Here is an 18,879-nt window from a genome sequence, read left to right as displayed (position 1 = left end):
TAGATAGTATGAAGAAAGACCGAGAGAAATCTCGGTTTTTTATTATTGAGAGAATATTTGTTATTGATACAAATCTAAATATTATTAATATATGTATTTTAATGTAAATAATTACAATATAATAATCGCGAATTATCATGTTATTGAAAACTGAATGCTTAATGGGTTAATCATGAAAAAAATCGCAAGTATTATATTATTGCTGGCAAATATTGTTTATGCTCAAACCGAAGCATCATATAAGCTTACACCTGAATTAGATGAATTCATGACATTACAACCCATTCCAGAGCAGTATTTTGAACATAATGCTTATATTGGCTGGATGGGATTAACATATCCAAAAGATGATTGGTTGAGCATTTATCGAGATATTTTTCAGATTAATGATGATGCACTTAATCAACGAATTAATGATGGCAGATTATTAACTAATTATTTTGCTAATCCACGGCAAGCTATTTTCCAAATAGATAACAATAAAGAGATATTAAAAGATTTATTTGGGCAGGATAATGGATTGATGGATCTGTATGGCAGCATAGATCCAGAAAGTTTTCTACACTTTAAGCAAGGTGCATTGGATAATAAGCGTTATCGATATACACGAGATTTTTTTGTATGTGCAGATTATGTTGGTAATAATTGTTTGGCCGAAATGAAAGAGCGCCGAGAATATATTCTGACAACAATTCAGGATAATCAGTTATTGCTCAACAGGTTTAAAGAGTTGGTGGAAAGCTCTCAATATAACTATGCTCTTTTTTATAATGACTTGAATGCCTCGTTAGAAACAGTACCAAGCTCAGGTATGATGAAATTGATTCAGTTGTATCTAACAGATGCAATGATGAAAATTGCGGATGGCGAAGTTAATGAAGGGCTAGATCAATTAGTCATTGTCAGGCAATGGATTGATTTGATGTTTCATGAAAAATCTAAAGCATCGTTATTGCATTTTTTTGTGAATATTTCTGTGACACAATTTTTAGATCAAACAATCAATGTTTTGCTAGATGAGAAGTTATTGAATGACGTTTTATATGATCCGAGATTAATTTTTATAGTTCGCCCTTATCGAGAGAATATTGGGCATAAATTAAATGAAGTTGTGTTATTTGAAATGAAGCAAAATTTTAAAGATTTTGCTTATGGATACATCAAAATATATCATTCAACAAAAGCTGATGTAGTTTTGACTGAGGAAGATGAATACATTGTTTTATCTTATCTTAAAAATTTTGGTGTAATTTTATCGCCCGTTTTAGAGCGTTTATATGACATGCATTTTGCAACAGCAAAGCATGCTGATTGGAAAAAAGTACATCACTTACAGAAATCTACGCAATCGATTGACAAAATTTGGTTCAATGTTGTGCACCAAGCACAGGATTTACGAACTTACACTGCTGATGAAGAAAGTGAATTAGAATTACTGCATCATAGTCATGAATATTTTCTACAGGTCTTGAATGATTGGTACAGCGCTTATTTTCAAAGCATTGGCATGACACCGAAAGATGCACTGTTTTACTTAAATGACCGTTATCCTTCTACATATTTTTATAATCAATATTTCAAAATAATTGAGATTATTTCATTAGAAGAAAATTTAAAACAGCATCTATCGGTTCATAAATTAAATGAACTATTAAAAGATAGTATTGATGAAGAAACTCTAAGCTTTGCACAAGCTTTAACAGTTTATAGTAATTTTGATAATTATTGGGTGCGATTGTATGAGCAGCAAAATTACCATCAATTAGTATATTTAAAATATCTGGTTATAAGTGGGCAAATTAGTTCAGATAATATCCCTGAGTTTTTAGATGGTATGGGGAATTTGGCACGCAATACTATGACGAAAAAACAATACGTTTATGATGATGAAACAGGCCGATTATTTACACCATTGCCAAGGCAAAATAAACATCTACCAGCACATATTAAAATTGCAAGATTGTATGATGGCAGTATTCAGAATTTTGAAGTAATTTTACCCAAGTACTAAATTCTTTATCAATGTAATATCAATCAACTACTTTTATTTGTAATCACTCACAAGATGACATTTATCTATGATTGATTTAATTTCACCAAGTCGTAACAATTGAGGGATATAATAGTTCACTTTCAAACACTATAAACAGGGCAAATAAAATGAAAAAATGTCATACATGTGGGAAAGAGCTAATGGTTGCATTCTTCAATGAACAATCTGGTGATGACTGTGTGTTTTGTGCTGATGATAGAATCACGCTAGCGAGATCTCAGAAACATGATTTTGAAGAAGTAGAAGATACGAGCTGTGCAGGCGGCGCATGTACATTATAAGAAAACAATCGTAGTGAATTGAATGAAAAAAACCGAGCATTGCTCGGTTTTTGTATGACATGATCCAATGAGTGGCAATATTAATAAATTAGTCTATGATTTGTATAAACATATTATAAGAATAGAGATAATATCTATGATGAAAAAATTATTATATTTAATCGTATTGCTACCATCAGTTGGATTTGCAGAAGAACAAATACAAATATCACCAGCACTTGCTGAAATGATGAAGGTAGAGCCATTAGATCCTAAAAGATTGGAAAACAATTTTTATGTTGGACAAATGGGATTATATCTACCACAAGAAAATTATTTAGATTTAGTCAAAAAACATATCCAAAAGCAAGATATTATTGGTTTACAATTTCTGAATGAATATAAGATTAATATCTTTAAACAAGGTGACATATCTCCAAAATTTGCTCGTATTGAAGAATTGATTCCGAAAGATATGAAGAAAAAATCTGTGGTTCTTAAGCCACTGAATGGTGTGGTTATATTAGATCTAAAAGAGTACACGCCATGTTTACAGTATTTAAATGCTAATTGTATTCGACAAACTCTTAGTATTAGCACTGAAATTAATCAAGCTCTACAAGAAAATCAAGACTTGTTGAAGAGATTTATTAGTCTAATTTCAAATTCTATGTATAACGATACTATTTTTCCAAATGGAATGGATATTGGATCTATTGAACTACCTTCCTATCAAGGTATGAGTAAGTTATATGGTCTGATATTGTCTGACGCAATTTTAAACATTGCTTATTCAAATAATCAAGCCGGTATTGAATTATTGTCTATTGCAAGAAAACGAATAGACCTACAATATAATGAGAATTCAATGCCCTTGTTGATCGATGTGATGATTACTAACCAACAAGCTCAGTTTCTTGATCAAACTATGAATGCATTGCTAGATTCTGGATTATTAACGCATGAAATGCATAATCCTCAGATAGAGAAAATCTTTCGACCTTATCCTAAAACTATAGGCTCTATGTTGCAGCAAAGTATATTGGTTGAGCTTAATGCAATATTTAAAGTAAATTTTTATCCATATATTAAGGCATTTATCTCGTTGCCCATATCACAGCAAACGATGCAAAAAGGCTCTTGGTTATTGATGTTGAATAATCATGCTAAAATTATATCTGAATTAAATAGCATCAATGAGCAAGGGAATATCTTTGATGTAGATTTGATTAACAGTATGATTCAAAAAGATAATGCATCTATTACCTTGGAATATCTTTCTCCTAGTATGGATGACTATATTGTTAGATTGTATGAACAGCAAAATTATCATCAATTAGTATATTTAAAATACTTGATTTTGAGGGATGATATTTCAATCAGAGATATTCCTGAGTTTTTAAATTCAATGGGAGATTTGGCGAAAAATACAATCACAAAAGAGAGATATCATTTTAATGCTGAAACTAGAGTCTTATCAACGCCTCTACCAAAAGAAGGAAAATATATCCCTCACTCTGTGAGACAAGCTCAACAGGATGATCCAAGCATACAAAATTTAGAAGTAACCATTCCTTTGGATAGAAATTGTCTCAATCAACTCGCACCACAAGGCGTTCCTTATGAGGGTGCATTTAAATATCAGTCGCTGTGTCGCGAGCAAAATTCTTTTAAAAAATAACCCACTAAAAAGTGGGTTATCCTAAGATCTTGTGGATAAGTTTGTGAATTAAATTTTCACAACCAATCGGCCTTTGATTTCGCCATTGATAATCTTATTGGCGCTTTCAATCACTTCATCCAATGTAATTTCTGTGCGGATATTTGCTAGTGTTGCAGGGTCAATTAATTCAGCTAATCTGCTCCATGCTTCAATACGATCAGGCAATGGGCGCATTACGCTATCTACACCACGTAAAGTTACATTACGTAGAATAAATGGCATCACTGTACCATCTAAATCAAAGCCTTGTGCTAAACCGCAAGCAGCAACACAGCCACCATATTCAGTGGAAGCTAATACGTTCACAAGTGTATTGCTACCAACAGAATCGATTGCACCAACCCAACGCATTTTTTGCAAAGGTTTACCTTTCTCTGATAACTCATGGCGATCAATGACCTCTTTTGCACCTAGTTGATAAAGGTATTCATGTTCGCTTGCTTTACCTGTTGCTGCAATGACTTCATAACCTAATTTTGTTAATAGAGAAACTGCAAAGCTCCCAACGCCACCCGTTGCACCAGTCACTAAAATCTTGCCTGATTCTGGCGTTAATCCGTGTTTTTCCAATGCAATGATGGATAACATCGCTGTATAGCCCGCGGTGCCAATTGTCATGGCATCGACAGGAGAAATAGATTTTGGTAAATGAATGAGCCAATCAGACTTTAATGATGCTTTCTCTGCTAATCCACCAGAATGAACTTCACCTACACCAAAGCCATTTAAAACAACGGTATCGCCAACTTTAAAACGAGTAGATTGGCTTTCTGTAACTTTACCCACTAAATCAATCCCAGGCGTTAATGGAAATGTGCGAACCACAGGATTTTTATTGGTGATTGCTAAAGCATCTTTGTAGTTCATAGTGGATGCAATGACATCAATTTTAACATCACCTTCAGGGAGCTGATCTTCAGTTAGATTTGTTAACGTTGCTGTGTAATCAGGATTCTTATCAATCACGATTGCTTTGTAAGTCATATTAACCTCTTGTTTTCATTCCAAGTTGATAAAGGATTGCAATGTTTCTGGATAATGATAACAGGTTATCTGCAGTATCTTTTAATGCTTTTTCTAAAGTTTCGGGGCGCTGTGTTACGGTGAATACTGCATCAATGCCGTGATCATGAACATGATAAGCATCGTGCCCGAGTGATCCTGCAATGCCAATCACAGGCTTACCAAATTTCTTGGCTGTTTTTGCAACGCCAATTGGTGTTTTGCCAAAGATTGTTTGGCGGTCAATCTTACCTTCGCCGGTGATGACAAGGTCTGCATTTTTCACAGCATCTGCAAGATTCACAATATCCATCACAATGCGAATCCCTGGTTTCAATTGCCCTTTAAGAAAGGTTAATGCTGCAAAGCCCATGCCGCCAGCGGCACCTGCTCCATGATCAAAACGATGATCTTCATTGAATAGGGCAGTTGTGATATCAGCATAATGATCTAGGGCTGAATCTAAAGTTGCCACATTATCTTCTGTGGCACCTTTTTGTGGACCAAAAATTGCAGAAGCCCCTCGTTCACCCACCAATGGATTATCCACATCACATGCAATTTCAAATTCGCATTCTTGAATACGAGTATCAAAATTACTGAGATCAATCGCATACAGTTGCTGTAATGCAGCGCCACCTACTGCTAAAGGTTTCTGATTTTGATCCAAAAACTGCACGCCTAATGCTTGCAACATGCCTGTGCCACCATCATTGGTTGCACTACCACCAATCGCTAGAATGATTTTTTTAGCGCCATGATCTAAAGCATGGCGAATCAATTCGCCTGTACCATAAGTTGTCGTGATTAATGGATTACGTTCATCGACTGATAATAATGTTAATCCGCTTGCTGTTGCCATTTCGATAATGGCAACAGAATTATTATCCACTAAACCATAATGCGCTGTAACTTTACGTTGTAACGGATCATTCACTTCCACAGCCACTAATCGACCATTTTTAGCATCAACAATGGCTTGTAATGTGCCTTCACCACCATCCGCAACAGGGATTTTTGAAAATGTCGCATCAGGGAAAACAGATTGAAAACCTTGTTCAACAATATTGGCAATTTCTAGAGCAGTTAAGCTCTCTTTGAATGAATCTGGGGCAATAACAATGTGCATAATGGCTCCTTAGAAAATTGCAAATACACCAAAGATTAAAGTAGAAACGATTGCTAGCACTAAACCAATCAATGTTTCATATGGGATCAATTTCAAGCGCTCTTTCATATCCATATTCACAGCACCACCTGTTGCGTGGAAGAAGCTACCATGTGGCATGTGATCCAATGTTGTCGCACCTGCGTGAATCATAGCTGCGGATGCTAAAGCAGGAATCCCCAAGCTTAATAAAATTTCGCCAAATGAACCTGATGCAACAGCTGTACCTGCAGTTGTAGAGGCAGTTGCCAATGACATTAATGAACCAGAGATTGGTGCCAACATATAGTCGGGTAAATTCGTTGCATTGATTAAATTTACCATCGTAGTTTTCAGTTCAGAAGAGCCAATGATGCCAGCCAAGGTGCCTGTTCCCAATAACATGATCGCAACGCCAGACATTCTATGTAATCCAGAGATAGCATAATGGTTAATGTGTTTAACTTTGCCCATCATGATTGCACCCACTAAGCCACCAACAGGTAAGGCGATCATAGGATCAATGGTAATCTTAGCCAATGGACGAAGTGCTAATAGTAAGATTGCTGCGATTGGGCCTGAAATCGCACATAAGAATTTTGGTAAATCCGTATTATCAATCGTTGTTAAATCTGTTGTGTGAATATTGCTACCCTTTTTGGTTAACCATTTTGCCAAGAAGTACGTAGCGATTAGGCCAAAAATTGCTGGGATAATACCTGCAGCCATTAAGCTCGTCATTTCGATATGGAAGAAATCCGAAGCGGCGATTGTATTTGGGTTGGGTGACATGATATTACCTGCTTTACCACCACCAACCATTGCTAACAAAATTGCCATTTTAGATAAATTGGCTTTATGTCCAATTGCGAGTGCAATCGGTGCAACAGTGATGATCGCAACGTCAATGAAAACACCAGACATTGTCAAAATACAGCTAGCTAGAATCAATGCTAATAATGCTTTAGCTTCGCCAACTTTACGGATGATGGTTTCAGCAATGATTAATGCTGCACCTGATTCGATTAAAACACCTGCTAAAACACCCGCGGCAATGATTCGTAAAACTGCGGGCATGATGCCTTGAGCACCTTGCATCATTGTGCTGACAGTTGTTGTCAGTGCTGTATCCATTGTTGTTTGGAAGATTAATCCTACAAAACCACCCACAAAAGCACCAATCAGCATGCCATAAACGGGTGGAACTTTTCTGAGAATTAAGACAATGGCAAGTATGAGGGCAACCAATGCTCCTGTTAAGGTAATCGTCATTATTTTACTCCAAAGTTAATAAAATTTTCTGTAGCTCAAGTGTAGCCTATTTACAAGGTTGGTTTATTGAAAAGTTTATGCGCAATCCCTAGGCATTTGTAGAAGAGGTTTACATTTTTATCCATCGGCGTATATTCAATAGCTTGTAAAAAAGTATGATCGGAAATTTATGAAGGACTTAAAAGAATTAACAGTACGAGGTATCATCTTAGGTGCGTTGATTACGGTTGTTTTTACCGCATCTAACGTTTATTTAGGCTTAAAAGTAGGTTTAACATTCTCTTCTGCAATTCCTGCAGCAGTGATCTCAATGGCGGTCTTAAGATTTTTCAAAGGCTCGACCATTCTTGAAAATAATATGGTGCAAACACAAGCATCCGCAGCAGGTACATTATCTTCTGTCATCTTTGTGATTCCTGGTTTACTCATGATTGGTTATTGGCAAGATTTTCCATTTTGGCTAACGTTCGTTGTCTGTTCAGCAGGTGGCATGCTCGGGGTTTTATTCTCCATTCCATTGCGCCATGCGATGGTTGTGAAAAGTAACTTACCATATCCTGAAGGTGTGGCAGCAGCGGAAATCCTTAAAGCAGGCTGTAATACTGATACGAATGAAGGTGCTGAATCTTCAAAAGAAGGTTTAAGAGACATTTTATTTGGCGGTTTAGTCGCTTCTATTGTGACGCTCTTTTCTAATGGTTTTCGTGTATTGGCAGGTAGTGCATCTTTATGGTTCACGCAAGGCAAAGCAATTTTCCAATTGCCATTAGGTTTCTCATTAGCTTTATTGAGTGCGGGTTATTTGGTTGGCATCATTTCTGGTATTGCGATTATTCTAGGCTCAATCATCGCATGGTTTGTGGTTGTGCCAATTTTAAGTAGCACGGGTGATTACGGTACATTCACAAGTTTAGCGGATGAAGCAATGACAATCTGGGCGAAGGATGTTCGCTTTATTGGTGCAGGTATGTTGGCAATTGCTGCACTTTGGACATTGATCACATTGCTTAAACCAGTGATTGAAGGCGTAAAAATGTCATTGGGCGCTTTGAAAGATGAAGAAGGCAAAGGCGTTGATCGTACAGAGCAAGATTTATCACCAAAAACAATTTTCGCAATCATGTTTGCAATGTTGTTAATTCTTGTGGGTACTTTTTATGTATTCGTGCAAGATAGTGGTTTATCAGCAGGCATTGCTTGGACATTAGTTGTTTGTGCAGTTATTTTTGCATTCGTCATGGGCTTTTTGATTGCTGCGGCGAGTGGTTATATGGCAGGTTTGGTGGGATCATCCGCAAGCCCAATTTCAGGCATAGGGATTGTTTCCATCATTGTCGTTTCATTGATTTTATTAGTCATCGGTGAAAGCAATGGTTTCTTAGGCACTGAAAATGGACAGCATTTTGCAACGGCTTTAGCGCTATTCACAACAACAGCAGTATTAGCAATTGCATGTATTTCAAATGATAACTTACAAGATTTGAAAACAGGTTATTTGGTTCATGCAACGCCATGGAAACAGCAAGCAGCGTTATTGATCGGCTGTATTATTGGCGCATTGGTCATTGCACCAATTTTGGATGTGTTATATCAAGCTTATGGTTTCACAGGTGCATTACCGCGCGCAGATATGGATCCAACACAAGTATTGGCAGCGCCACAAGCAACGTTGATGAGTACAATTGCGACAGGTATCTTCTCTCATAATTTACAATGGACGATGATCTTAATTGGTGTTGGCTTAGGTGTATTCTTTATTGTTGTTGATTTTATTTTAGGTAAATCAGGTTCAGTATTAAGATTACCAGCATTAGCTGTGGGCATGGGAATTTACTTGCCACCAACCATCACAACACCAATCTTCTTGGGCGGTTTATTAGCATGGTTCATTCGTCATTCTGTGAAGAATCGTATGTATAAAGGTGATGTGAAAGACTTTGAGGAAACTTATACATTGGTGGATCGTAAGGCAACATTGATCGCTTCAGGTTTAATTGTGGGTGAAAGCTTAGTGGGCGTGTTAATGGCTGTAATTATTGTGATCAGTGTTTCTAGTGGGCACAGCGCAGCGCCATTATCATTGTTGGATAATTTAACAAACATGTTGGGCGGTTCAACAGGCACAGTCACACAATTGGCAGGTTTATTTGTATTCATTATGATCTGTACAGTGTTTGTGAGACGTTCGTTATCCGCTATGAAAAAATAATCATTTTGTTGTAATCTGTAGCACAATATTTAATCATAAATATTGTGCTTTTTTATTGGAAAATTATTATGTTAGCCAAGAAATCCCTCGGATTATTATTGATTCTAAGTACATTAGCATTGCCACAATTGAGTTTGGCAAAATCTGTTTGTGAGAAAGACCCCACATACGATATGACAGCATTTGCGAACTTTGTGGAAATCACAGAAGGGCGAAAGCGTTATATTTTGCATCAAACAGGCGAAGTATCTTTGAATGGTGCAAAGTTAGATTTATCGCAAGAAGAGCAGGGCAAAGTTAAAGCTTTGGTGGCTTTCATTGTGCAGAAATTACCACAACGAGAGAAAGAAGCAATGACATTGATGGATTCATTACATTCTCAATTTGTGAATGTTGTGAAAGTGCAATTAGATGGCAATTCTCAGCTCATTACAATGTTGGATAATACACATACTGATGCAACAAGAACCTTGGGTAAAGCGATTAAAACTCAAGGTAATGTGACAGAGTTTTCTGCCAATGATTTTCATAAAATCATTGATCGCGCATCGGGCGATTTTAAATTAGAAATGGCAAAAATTGTGTCAAAAAGTGTATTCACATTCAATATTGGTCGGAACTACAAAGATATAAAATATTTAGGTGATCAAGAATGGAAGAAATTTAAGCCAGAAGCCAAAGCGTTTCATAAAGCTTTATGTGCAGATTTGGCTTGGATCACTACGGAAAAAGAACAGCTTCTTCAAAAGTATTAGATAAAAAAATAGCCCATGATTTCATGGGCTATTTGAGTTTTTAACCTCTGCTCTTCATTCGATATAAAGAACGTCTTACTTTTGGTTTTGGTCTAAAATCAGCACGTTTCTCATATAAAGGTTTATCTGGAACTGCTGTGCCTTTAAATAATAATGGTGCCAACTCAACCAGTGCTCTGTTGTAAACTTTACGCTTGAAGTATATGACTTCGTCGATTGGTTTCCAATATTCAACCCATTTCCAATGGTCAAATTCAGGTGTATCAAAACACTCTAAATTGATCGCATTGTCATCAGAAGTGAGTTCTAATAGGAACCAAATCTGCTTCTGCCCAATACAACGAGGCGTATTATTTCTACGAATCAATCGTTGTGGTAAACGGTACCTTAACCAGCTTTTAGTTTTTCCTAAAATTTTTACATCATCAGAAGATAATCCAACTTCTTCCTTCAATTCTCGAAACATTGCCTCTTCAGGCGTTTCACCATCATCGATGCCGCCTTGAGGAAATTGCCATGAATCTAAATGCCCTATTCTATGACCCCAAAATAGTTTTTTGTCCCGATTACACAAGATGATTCCAACATTCGAGCGATAGCCGTCATTGTCGATCATAATGTAAACCTTGAATAAAATTAATGGCTCTATTGTTCCACAAAGCCTAGTTAAAACCAAGTTTATTTGACAAAATCGCTACGATATTTTTTGACCCATTGTAATGTGCCACCACAAACAGCTGCGGGCATTATCACTAAGTTAACGAAAGGAATCATTGTAAAAAGGTTGATCATCGTGCCGAACATTAAGTTATTTGTACGATCTTGCTTCAATCGTTGTCTCATTATTGGAAAACTGACGCGATTATTGTCAAAAGCGTAATCATTGTATTGAATGGACATCATCCAAGCATTGAATAAAAAGAGCAGGATTGGCGCGACAATTGTGCCAATCACTGGCACTAAAAATAACAGTAAAATTCCAATCAATCTTGGAATGTAATACGCGAGGTTTTGAAATTCCCGTTGAATGCTGCGCGCAAAATCTTTGGCAAAGTTTGCCCATGAATCATCTTCAGCAGTTGTATTGGTGAGCATACTTTCCAATTTAGCGGATAACATGCCATTGAAAGGCGCAGCGATAATGTTGGCTAACGTGGTGAAAAAGTAACCAAAGAAGATCAGCACACTGATAAGAATGAATGGCCAAAGCACATAACTCAACCAATGTAACCATGTTGGCAAGTAACTTAATGCCCAATTCACAATATCACTCACTTGTGTATAGATATAAAAGAATGCACTGCCAATGATCAAAATATTGATGAGGATTGGCATAAAAATGTAACGCTTTAAGCCAGGCTCCAACATTAATTTCCAGCCTTGCGAAAAGTAATAAAAGCCATTTTGTGGTGTGGATGAGTTAGGATTGTTCATAGAGATCAGATTAAAATATTAAAAGTATAAAAAAGGGCACATGTTCGTGCCCATTCCTGTGAATCTATCATCATTATAAAATGATTTAGAAGCTGTAGCTAACGCCAATTGCAAAGTTAGATAGTGTTGAACGATCTGTCATTGGACTATCTTTAACTTCGCTTGGTAAGAATTTGATTTGCGCGCCACCAAAAACATGCAGATTATCTGTTGCATCAATCACTGTGCCAACACCAACATATGGTGTGAAGCTACTGCCAGGATTATAAGCAGATACGCCTGTTCTATTGGATTCAGAACCTGAAACACCATAGTAATAATCATTGTGATCTTTACTTGACCAAACACCACCAATTTTTGGAATCACTTTAAAGTGATCATTGATTTGATGAACCATACCAACACCAGCATCAATGTTAAAACCATCGCTTCTGCCTAAGATATCGCCATTGATTTCTGTGCTTATGAATACTTGGTTTTCAAAGTAATGTTGAAAGCCTACACCTAATTCAATTGTTGATTTACGGCGGTCTAAGCCAGTCAATGCGCCATTTGCATCACTTGGTTTGAAGTTTAATGAGTCATATCTTAAGTGAGCATCAAATTTAGTTGTTGGTGTATTGAATAGATACAGACCCGCTTTTAAGCCTTTAATGAACAAATTACCATTTTTATATTCAAAATGTGGTAACGGAACCCAATCAGCATTATCGCCTGCATAAGGTTTTTGTTGGTAACCAAGACCAATACCAAGGCTCATAGAATCTTGTGCGTTAGCGTGAATGCCTAGAGGTAACATCAACAGAAGTGATGTAAGGAATGCTTTTTTCATTGGAATTTTCTTATCTAAATAACATTAATACGCGGTATTGTAACGGAATCGCTGGCTATTTACGTTAGATTTACATGTTTATTAGGATTGTTAATGGTTAGGTTGATACTTAAAACAATTACTCACATGATCATTCACCATGCCCATTGCCTGCATGAATGCATAAATTGTTACGCTACCTACAAATTTGAAGCCGAGTTTTTTAAGATCTTTACTTAATTTATCTGAAATTTCAGTTTTAACTGGCACATCAGATAATCGCCCAAAGCCATTGATAATAGGTTGATGGTCAACATATTGCCACAGCCAATCAGAAAAACTGCCGTGTTTTGCTTTCAATTCTAAATAACATTGTGCATTATGAATAATGGCGTGCATTTTGAGTTTGTTTTTAATAAGCTCGGGATGTTGCATCAATGCTTCATATTTGGCTTCATCATATTGGGCAATTTTTTCAGCATCAAAATTATCCAATGCAGCACGATAAGCATCACGTTTTCTGAGTACAGTGATCCAAGATAAACCGGCTTGTAATGTTTCTAATATGAATAATTCAAAGAGTGCTTGATCATCATAGAGTGGTTCGCCCCATTCTTGATCATGGTAATCTTGATAGATCTTTTCGTTACCGCACCAACCACAACGTTGATTCATAGTATTTTCTCGATTAAAAAGGATACTTTAAATTAAAAATAATTTGATATACAGTTAAAAATTATTCTATATAATACATATATGTTATATATGAAATTAAAATTTAAAATGGAGTGAGCATGAAGAAATATATATATCCGATCATGGCTGCAACACTGAGCTTTTTATTAGTGGCTTGCGGGCAGGGTGCTGATCAATCAGCAGATAAGAAAACATTGAAAGTTGGTTTGCCGCCAAGTGCACATAATGTATTGGTGGAAAAAGTTGTTGTGCCTCAATTAGAGAAGCAAGGTTATACAATTGAATTGATGAACTTTAATGGCTTACGTGATGCTAATGAAGCATTGATCAGTGGCGGAATTGATTTCCATACAGCACAACATCAAGCATATTTGAACGTTTATAATCGCGAAACAAAAAGTGATTTAGTTTCATTGGTGCATACGCCATCCATTCCTGCGTTTATCTATTCAGTGAAACAGACGAATTTGGATAATGTGAAGGATAAAGATAAGGTTTTGATTCCAAATGATCCATCCAATACAGCGCGTGCTTATGCTTTGCTGGCAAAAGTGGGTTGGATCGAAGTGAATCCAGAAGCGGATATTGCAACTTTAACGCAAAGAGATATCACCAATAATCCTTATAACTTGGAATTTAAAGAAGTCGATTCAGCTTTGATTCCACGTTTATTACAAGAAATTGATTATGGCATTATGCCAGGCGGTGTTGCATTGTTGGCGGGCATTGGTTCAGAACATGCCTTGGCGCATGAGACATTTTTGCCTGATTTAGAGTTGTTAGTGACAGTGAAAAAATCTGACTTAGAAACAACCTGGGCAAAAGATGTGAAAAAATCTTTCCAATCAGATGAAATGAAAACATTCATTGAAACTGATCCTGAAATTAAAGGACGTTTCATTTGGCCAGAAGGTTAAGATAAGGTTCTAAAAGAAGCTATCAAAAAAGGATAGCTTTTTTATTATTTGACTTATCTACCTACTAGTAGATAAAATTATTACAGTATATATTTTTAAGTGAGCACAATTTCTTATGCCAAAACGTGAACAGATATTAAAAATAGCGAGCCAAAAGATTCGAACAGTTGGGTATTCCAATTTTAGTTATGCTGATATAGCGAAAGAAATTGGCATTACAAAGCCTAGCTTGCATTACTATTTTGCTTCCAAAGAAGACCTAGCGATTGCAATTTGCGATTTGACAGAAAATTTTTGGAGAACAGCTTTTAATAAAGTTTTGGATAATATAAACGTCCCAACAGCGCTTGCTAAATTGGAGCGTTTGGTGAATAAAAATATAAAAACTTTACAGAAAGATGAAATTTGTGGTTTGGTTTCATTCTTAAATAGTTATGAAGCTTTTCCTGAAACATTGCAAAAACGAATTACTGCCTTGGTTGAGTTTGAATATAGTTTGTATTTGGAATTAATACAAAAGGCAGTGACTGAAAAAGAGCTGCCAAATAATATTGATGTTAACCAATGCACAGTGGAACTTATTTCAATCATCAAAGGTTCTATGATTTACAGAAGGGCAGATCAGCATTTTGATCAGATGTTGCCACTTTTACATAATTTATTTCATTATTGGAGAAGATAATTATGACTCAGCGTAAACGAATTGTGATAACAGGAATGGGCACTGTTTCTCCATTAGGTTGTCAAACAGATGTTGCTTGGGAACGCTTAATTGCTGGCGTATCTGGGATAAAAAAGATTCCTGATGATCTGTCGAAGGATTTTCCTGTAAAAATTGCAGGCATTGTTGATTCAATTGCCAATGATCCAAGTGCGGGTTTTAATCCTGATGCTTTAATGACAGAAAGGGATCAAAAGCGCATGGAACGTTTTATTTTGTTTGCGCTTGTTGCAGCCAATGAAGCGTTATTAGAAGCTAACTGGCATCCTGAAACGGAAGAAGAAAAGATGCAGACAGCAACGATTATTGCTTCTGGTATCGGTGGTTTAAAAACGATACAAGATAGTGCGATTGCGTTACATGAAAATCCAAATAAAAGACTATCACCTTTCACAGTACCATCATTTTTAGCAAACTTAGCTGCTGGGCAAGTTTCTATTAAGTATGGCTTTAAAGGACCAATGGGCACGCCTGTTACGGCATGCGCCGCAGGCATACAGGCAATTGGTGATGCTGTTCGTCTAATTCAAAATGATGAAGCTGATATCGCATTGTGTGGTGGTGCAGAATCATGTATTGATTCGGTTGCAATTGCAGGTTTCCATGCTGCAAAGGCATTAACAACGACACATAATGACGATCCAACAACAGCATCTCGTCCATTTGATCAAGATCGTGATGGTTTTGTGATTGCAGAAGGCGCGGGGCTGCTTGTCATTGAATCATTAGAGCACGCACAACAAAGAGGTGCAAAACCGATTGCAGAAATCGTAGGTTACGGTACAACGGCCGATGCTTATCATATTACAGCAGCGCCAGAAGATGGTAATGGTGCAAGAAGATCAATGGAAAATGCCATTAAGATGGCAGGTATTTCACCTAATCAGGTTGATTACATTAATGCACATGCAACATCAACGCCAATTGGTGATGTTGGTGAGTTAACAGCGATCAAAGCTTTATTTGGAGATCATGCAAAAGTTGCGATTTCTTCGACTAAATCTTCCACTGGGCATTTATTAGGTGCTGCTGGTGGCTTGGCTGCAATTTTCACAACTATGGCGCTTAAAAATCAGATTGTTCCAATTTCATTGAATTGTCATCAGCCAGATCCTATAGCAGAACATTTAAATATTGTGATGGAAAAAGCTAAGCCTATGCAAATCCAATATGCATTGTGTAATGGCTTTGGCTTTGGTGGAGTCAATGCATCTTTAGTATTAAAAGCTTGGGCTGAGTGATAGATCTAAAATATGCAATAAAAAACCGCAGTATAGGCGGTTTTTTTGTAACTCATAAATATTCTACTATTAGATAATAGATTGATGGTATTTCTCAGAACCTAACTCAGCCAACAATTCTTGCTGTGTTTCTAAGTAATCAATGTGTTCTTCGCTTTCATCTAATAAATGAGATAACAAATCGCGAGAAACATAATCTTCTTTTTCTTCACAAACACGAATTGCTTCAACTAAAACTGTGCGTTTGTTATATTCGCAAGTTAAGTCGCTGCTAATTACTTCTGGTACTTCTTCACCGATTAAGATTTTGCCCAAATCTTGTAGATTTGGTAAACCTTCCAATAATAAAATACGTTCGATCAAATCATCTGATTCTTTCATATCTTCAATAGATTTTTTATAGATCGTTTTGCCCAAAGCTTCAAAGCCCCAGTTTTTTAAAATACGACCATGTAAAAAATATTGGTTAATAGAAATAAGATATTGACCCAATACTTTGTTCAACTGTTGAATAACAGCGCGATCAACTTTCATAAACTTCCTCCTAGCCGTTCAATTGGTCTTGAAGATAGTTTGGTAAAGAAATAGTTTTGATTAAACGTAATTGTTTTTCTAACCAATGCGCATGATCTTCTTCAGTATCTTTCAACTGAACAACTAACATATCACGCGTTACGTAATCTTGTTCTTCTTCACACAATTTGATGCCTTTCTTCAATGCTTCACGTACACTTAATTCTAAACGTAAGTCACTTTCAAGCATTGCAACAACATCTGCACCGATGTCCAATTTATCAGGAATCATGTTTGGTGTTGCTTCTAATAATAGTAAACGAGAGATGATCAATTGTGCATGTTCAGTTTCATCATCCATTTCGTGGCGAATTCTATCGAATAATTTTTTATAGCCCCATTCTTGATACATCGCTGAGTGAATGAAGTACTGATCACGTGCTGCTAATTCGCCTGCTAATAATACGTTTAAGTAATCGATAACTTTTTGACTTCCTTTCATGATGTTCTCCTTATTTTAAATATTGGCAATACATAGATGACATTATACATTAAAACGTGATAAATATTAACTTTTAATTTAAATAAGCTATTGATAATATTGATTAAATGTTGCTTAATATCATTTGCCAATGAAAGGTATATGACACAAAACATAAAATGCGAATCAATAACACTAGAACAGTTTGAGTGATAACTATTTATTTTTATTATAAAAAAGCTTATCATTAACATCATAAGAATAACTAAATAACCATGACAACAATAAAAAAGGAAAGAATGATTCAACAATTGATGGATAGAAGATCAAATATGATATGCCATCTTCAAGTCAAAGTATCTCAAAACAGATTAAATTAGATAAGCTTGTTGCGATAAATAGGGCTGAATAGCTGTGTTTGCCAAATTTTAGGCAAAAAAAAGCCGAAAACTGAATTTCGGCAAAATAACCACCAAAGGAGGATATGGAGGAGAACATCTAGAATTAACTAGATGTCGAATGACATAATATCAGAATTCATATTTATGTCAATTTTTAAATCATATTATTCATGATAAATGTCATTTTGTTTTTTGTGTTCAACGATAATTTATAGGGTAAATTATGCTAAAAACAATATAACTTATTGAATATAAATATATTGATTAAGTTTTTATAAAAAATTGACTTCATTTTTGTATTTATAATGTAGTCAAGTTTTTGTCTTACTATTTGAGAATGATTATCTTATATATAAATATATTTCATTGAAATCAATGAGTTATTTTATTGTCTGTAATGCTTGAATGGCTTGTTGATCACCTTGTACTGCCGCAACTTTTAATAATTGTATAGATTTAGGTATATTTTGCTCCACGCCATCACCTTTTTGATACATGATTGCTACGTTCACAAGAGCTTTTGTATGACCCATTTGTGCGGCTTTCTCTAATAATGGTAATGCTTTATCTGTATCTTGTTGAACACCTTCACCTTTTAAGTACATTGTACCTAATGTAAATAGAGCATTGGGTTGATTCAATTCAGCTGATTTGCGTAAATAAGTGAGTGCTTTCTGATTATTTTGTGGTGTGCCTTTGCCTTCTTTATTCATTAAATATAAATAAAAGAATGCTTCAGGGTTTTGTTGCCACGCTGATTTTGTGAATAATTGATAGGCTTCTTTAAAGTTGCCATTATTCATTTGGATGCGTGCTTTGAGGTTTAAAGCTTCACCATCTTTGTTTGGTACAGGTTGAGCTAAATATTGCTGAAGCTTTGGGTTGGTGGGATCGTTTTCATAATAATAAGCTGCAAGGTTGTATTGTGCAGATTCTTCGTTAGATTCAGCAGCTTTTTCATAATACTTAAGTGCTAATGTTTTATCTTGTTTAACGGCAATGCCTTCATCGTACATTACAGCAATGGCATTATCAGCAGATACATAGCCTTTATCACTTGCCGCTTGGAAATATTGTAGCGCTTTCTTCTCATCTTTTTGGGCACCTTGGCCAGAGAGATGTTGTACGCCTTTATAATATAAAGCTTCGCCATCTAGGATTTTCTTTTCATGTGAAGGCAGAGAATTACAGGCAGTTAAAATTAGGGCGCAGAAAACAGTCGAGAAAATTTTGTATGTCATTA

18 protein-coding genes are annotated in these 18,879 nt (G+C 36.0%); 8 read left to right on the top strand and 10 right to left on the bottom strand.

The genetic code is table 11. The annotated features are described in order from the left end of the window. Positions 1-172 precede the first annotated feature (172 nt). From BZK16_RS06960 to BZK16_RS06955, 3 genes are all read left to right on the top strand, one after another. Positions 173-2,011, top strand: a complete 1,839-nt coding sequence (locus tag BZK16_RS06960; RefSeq protein ID WP_143691149.1) for a hypothetical protein — start codon at positions 173-175, stop codon at positions 2,009-2,011. Between the two features lie 149 nt (positions 2,012-2,160). Then, positions 2,161-2,334, top strand: coding sequence for a hypothetical protein (locus tag BZK16_RS14465; RefSeq protein WP_198932440.1), 174 nt, complete (start codon positions 2,161-2,163; stop codon positions 2,332-2,334). A 67-nt stretch (positions 2,335-2,401) separates the two neighbouring features. After that, on the top strand, positions 2,402-3,994 hold the full coding sequence (locus tag BZK16_RS06955; RefSeq protein ID WP_077928168.1) for a hypothetical protein: 1,593 nt from the start codon (positions 2,402-2,404) through the stop codon (positions 3,992-3,994). A gap of 48 nt (positions 3,995-4,042) precedes the next feature. Here BZK16_RS06955 and acuI read toward each other — a convergent pair whose 3' ends face one another. From acuI to BZK16_RS06940, 3 genes are read right to left on the bottom strand one after another with little or no spacing between them, the layout of a single operon-like run. Next, the gene (gene acuI, locus BZK16_RS06950) at positions 4,043-5,020 is read right to left on the bottom strand and encodes an acrylyl-CoA reductase (NADPH) (RefSeq protein WP_077928167.1); all 978 of its coding nucleotides are present in this window, start codon (positions 5,018-5,020) and stop codon (positions 4,043-4,045) included. A gap of 1 nt (position 5,021) precedes the next feature. Continuing rightward, the gene (locus BZK16_RS06945; protein WP_077928166.1) at positions 5,022-6,167 is read right to left on the bottom strand and encodes a glycerate kinase; all 1,146 of its coding nucleotides are present in this window, start codon (positions 6,165-6,167) and stop codon (positions 5,022-5,024) included. A gap of 9 nt (positions 6,168-6,176) precedes the next feature. After that, the gene (locus BZK16_RS06940; protein WP_077928165.1) at positions 6,177-7,460 is read right to left on the bottom strand and encodes a GntP family permease; all 1,284 of its coding nucleotides are present in this window, start codon (positions 7,458-7,460) and stop codon (positions 6,177-6,179) included. 166 nt (positions 7,461-7,626) lie between these two features. Here BZK16_RS06940 and BZK16_RS06935 point away from each other — a divergent pair, with 166 nt between their 5' ends. Both BZK16_RS06935 and BZK16_RS06930 read left to right on the top strand, forming a co-directional pair. After that, positions 7,627-9,666 carry an OPT family oligopeptide transporter gene (locus BZK16_RS06935; protein WP_077928164.1) on the top strand — a complete coding sequence of 680 codons (2,040 nt, stop codon included), beginning with the start codon at positions 7,627-7,629 and terminating at the stop codon, positions 9,664-9,666. Positions 9,667-9,734: 68 nt separating this feature from the next. Then, positions 9,735-10,421: a DUF2884 family protein gene (locus BZK16_RS06930; protein ID WP_077928163.1), complete on the top strand. Its 687-nt coding sequence runs from the start codon at positions 9,735-9,737 to the stop codon at positions 10,419-10,421. A gap of 40 nt (positions 10,422-10,461) precedes the next feature. On the opposite strand, the gene BZK16_RS06925 is transcribed toward BZK16_RS06930, so the two are convergent. The 4 genes from BZK16_RS06925 to BZK16_RS06910 form a co-directional block, all read right to left on the bottom strand. Beyond that, positions 10,462-11,037, bottom strand: a complete 576-nt coding sequence (locus BZK16_RS06925; protein ID WP_077928162.1) for an RNA pyrophosphohydrolase — start codon at positions 11,035-11,037, stop codon at positions 10,462-10,464. 62 nt (positions 11,038-11,099) lie between these two features. After that, positions 11,100-11,855, bottom strand: a complete 756-nt coding sequence (gene cysZ, locus BZK16_RS06920; RefSeq protein WP_077928161.1) for a sulfate transporter CysZ — start codon at positions 11,853-11,855, stop codon at positions 11,100-11,102. 85 nt (positions 11,856-11,940) lie between these two features. Further along, complete coding sequence (locus tag BZK16_RS06915) at positions 11,941-12,687, bottom strand: MipA/OmpV family protein (RefSeq protein ID WP_077928160.1); 747 nt, start codon at positions 12,685-12,687, stop codon at positions 11,941-11,943. Between the two features lie 90 nt (positions 12,688-12,777). Further along, positions 12,778-13,341 carry a DNA-3-methyladenine glycosylase I gene (locus BZK16_RS06910; RefSeq protein WP_077928159.1) on the bottom strand — a complete coding sequence of 188 codons (564 nt, stop codon included), beginning with the start codon at positions 13,339-13,341 and terminating at the stop codon, positions 12,778-12,780. 119 nt (positions 13,342-13,460) lie between these two features. Here BZK16_RS06910 and BZK16_RS06905 point away from each other — a divergent pair, with 119 nt between their 5' ends. The 3 genes from BZK16_RS06905 (at position 13,461) to fabF (ending at position 16,241) form a co-directional block, all read left to right on the top strand. Next, the gene (locus tag BZK16_RS06905; protein ID WP_077928158.1) at positions 13,461-14,279 is read left to right on the top strand and encodes a MetQ/NlpA family ABC transporter substrate-binding protein; all 819 of its coding nucleotides are present in this window, start codon (positions 13,461-13,463) and stop codon (positions 14,277-14,279) included. Between the two features lie 115 nt (positions 14,280-14,394). Then, positions 14,395-14,961 carry a TetR/AcrR family transcriptional regulator gene (locus BZK16_RS06900; protein WP_077928157.1) on the top strand — a complete coding sequence of 189 codons (567 nt, stop codon included), beginning with the start codon at positions 14,395-14,397 and terminating at the stop codon, positions 14,959-14,961. A gap of 2 nt (positions 14,962-14,963) precedes the next feature. Further along, positions 14,964-16,241, top strand: coding sequence for a beta-ketoacyl-ACP synthase II (gene fabF / locus BZK16_RS06895; RefSeq protein ID WP_077928156.1), 1,278 nt, complete (start codon positions 14,964-14,966; stop codon positions 16,239-16,241). Between the two features lie 69 nt (positions 16,242-16,310). Here the strand turns inward: fabF and bfr (BZK16_RS06890) are convergent, their stop codons facing one another. From bfr (BZK16_RS06890) to BZK16_RS06880, 3 genes are all read right to left on the bottom strand, one after another. Further along, complete coding sequence (gene bfr, locus BZK16_RS06890; protein ID WP_077928155.1) at positions 16,311-16,775, bottom strand: bacterioferritin; 465 nt, start codon at positions 16,773-16,775, stop codon at positions 16,311-16,313. 10 nt (positions 16,776-16,785) lie between these two features. Continuing rightward, the gene (bfr, locus tag BZK16_RS06885) at positions 16,786-17,256 is read right to left on the bottom strand and encodes a bacterioferritin (protein WP_077928154.1); all 471 of its coding nucleotides are present in this window, start codon (positions 17,254-17,256) and stop codon (positions 16,786-16,788) included. 760 nt (positions 17,257-18,016) lie between these two features. Next, positions 18,017-18,877 carry a tetratricopeptide repeat protein gene (locus BZK16_RS06880; RefSeq protein WP_158076823.1) on the bottom strand — a complete coding sequence of 287 codons (861 nt, stop codon included), beginning with the start codon at positions 18,875-18,877 and terminating at the stop codon, positions 18,017-18,019. Positions 18,878-18,879 lie beyond the last annotated feature (2 nt).

The sequence above is a fragment of the Wohlfahrtiimonas populi genome (genome assembly GCF_002006795.1).
GTDB classification, from domain to species: Bacteria; Pseudomonadota; Gammaproteobacteria; order Cardiobacteriales; family Wohlfahrtiimonadaceae; genus Wohlfahrtiimonas; species Wohlfahrtiimonas populi.
The sequence above is the reverse complement of the archived record's forward strand: the minus strand, read 5'-3'. Positions and strand labels throughout refer to the sequence as shown.

Excerpts from the sequence above, each read along its gene's own strand:
- BZK16_RS06960 (WP_143691149.1), top strand. The coding sequence starts at position 173 with ATGAAAAAAATCGCAAGTATTATATTATTGCTGGCAAATATTGTTTAT.
- BZK16_RS14465 (WP_198932440.1), top strand. The coding sequence starts at position 2,161 with ATGAAAAAATGTCATACATGTGGGAAAGAGCTAATGGTTGCATTCTTC.
- BZK16_RS06955 (WP_077928168.1), top strand. The coding sequence starts at position 2,402 with ATGAGTGGCAATATTAATAAATTAGTCTATGATTTGTATAAACATATT.
- acuI (WP_077928167.1), bottom strand. The coding sequence starts at position 5,020 with ATGACTTACAAAGCAATCGTGATTGATAAGAATCCTGATTACACAGCA.
- BZK16_RS06945 (WP_077928166.1), bottom strand. The coding sequence starts at position 6,167 with ATGCACATTGTTATTGCCCCAGATTCATTCAAAGAGAGCTTAACTGCT.
- BZK16_RS06935 (WP_077928164.1), top strand. The coding sequence starts at position 7,627 with ATGAAGGACTTAAAAGAATTAACAGTACGAGGTATCATCTTAGGTGCG.
- BZK16_RS06930 (WP_077928163.1), top strand. The coding sequence starts at position 9,735 with ATGTTAGCCAAGAAATCCCTCGGATTATTATTGATTCTAAGTACATTA.
- BZK16_RS06925 (WP_077928162.1), bottom strand. The coding sequence starts at position 11,037 with ATGATCGACAATGACGGCTATCGCTCGAATGTTGGAATCATCTTGTGT.
- cysZ (WP_077928161.1), bottom strand. The coding sequence starts at position 11,855 with ATGAACAATCCTAACTCATCCACACCACAAAATGGCTTTTATTACTTT.
- BZK16_RS06915 (WP_077928160.1), bottom strand. The coding sequence starts at position 12,687 with ATGAAAAAAGCATTCCTTACATCACTTCTGTTGATGTTACCTCTAGGC.
- BZK16_RS06910 (WP_077928159.1), bottom strand. The coding sequence starts at position 13,341 with ATGAATCAACGTTGTGGTTGGTGCGGTAACGAAAAGATCTATCAAGAT.
- BZK16_RS06905 (WP_077928158.1), top strand. The coding sequence starts at position 13,461 with ATGAAGAAATATATATATCCGATCATGGCTGCAACACTGAGCTTTTTA.
- BZK16_RS06900 (WP_077928157.1), top strand. The coding sequence starts at position 14,395 with ATGCCAAAACGTGAACAGATATTAAAAATAGCGAGCCAAAAGATTCGA.
- fabF (WP_077928156.1), top strand. The coding sequence starts at position 14,964 with ATGACTCAGCGTAAACGAATTGTGATAACAGGAATGGGCACTGTTTCT.
- bfr (WP_077928155.1), bottom strand. The coding sequence starts at position 16,775 with ATGAAAGTTGATCGCGCTGTTATTCAACAGTTGAACAAAGTATTGGGT.
- bfr (WP_077928154.1), bottom strand. The coding sequence starts at position 17,256 with ATGAAAGGAAGTCAAAAAGTTATCGATTACTTAAACGTATTATTAGCA.
- BZK16_RS06880 (WP_158076823.1), bottom strand. The coding sequence starts at position 18,877 with ATGACATACAAAATTTTCTCGACTGTTTTCTGCGCCCTAATTTTAACT.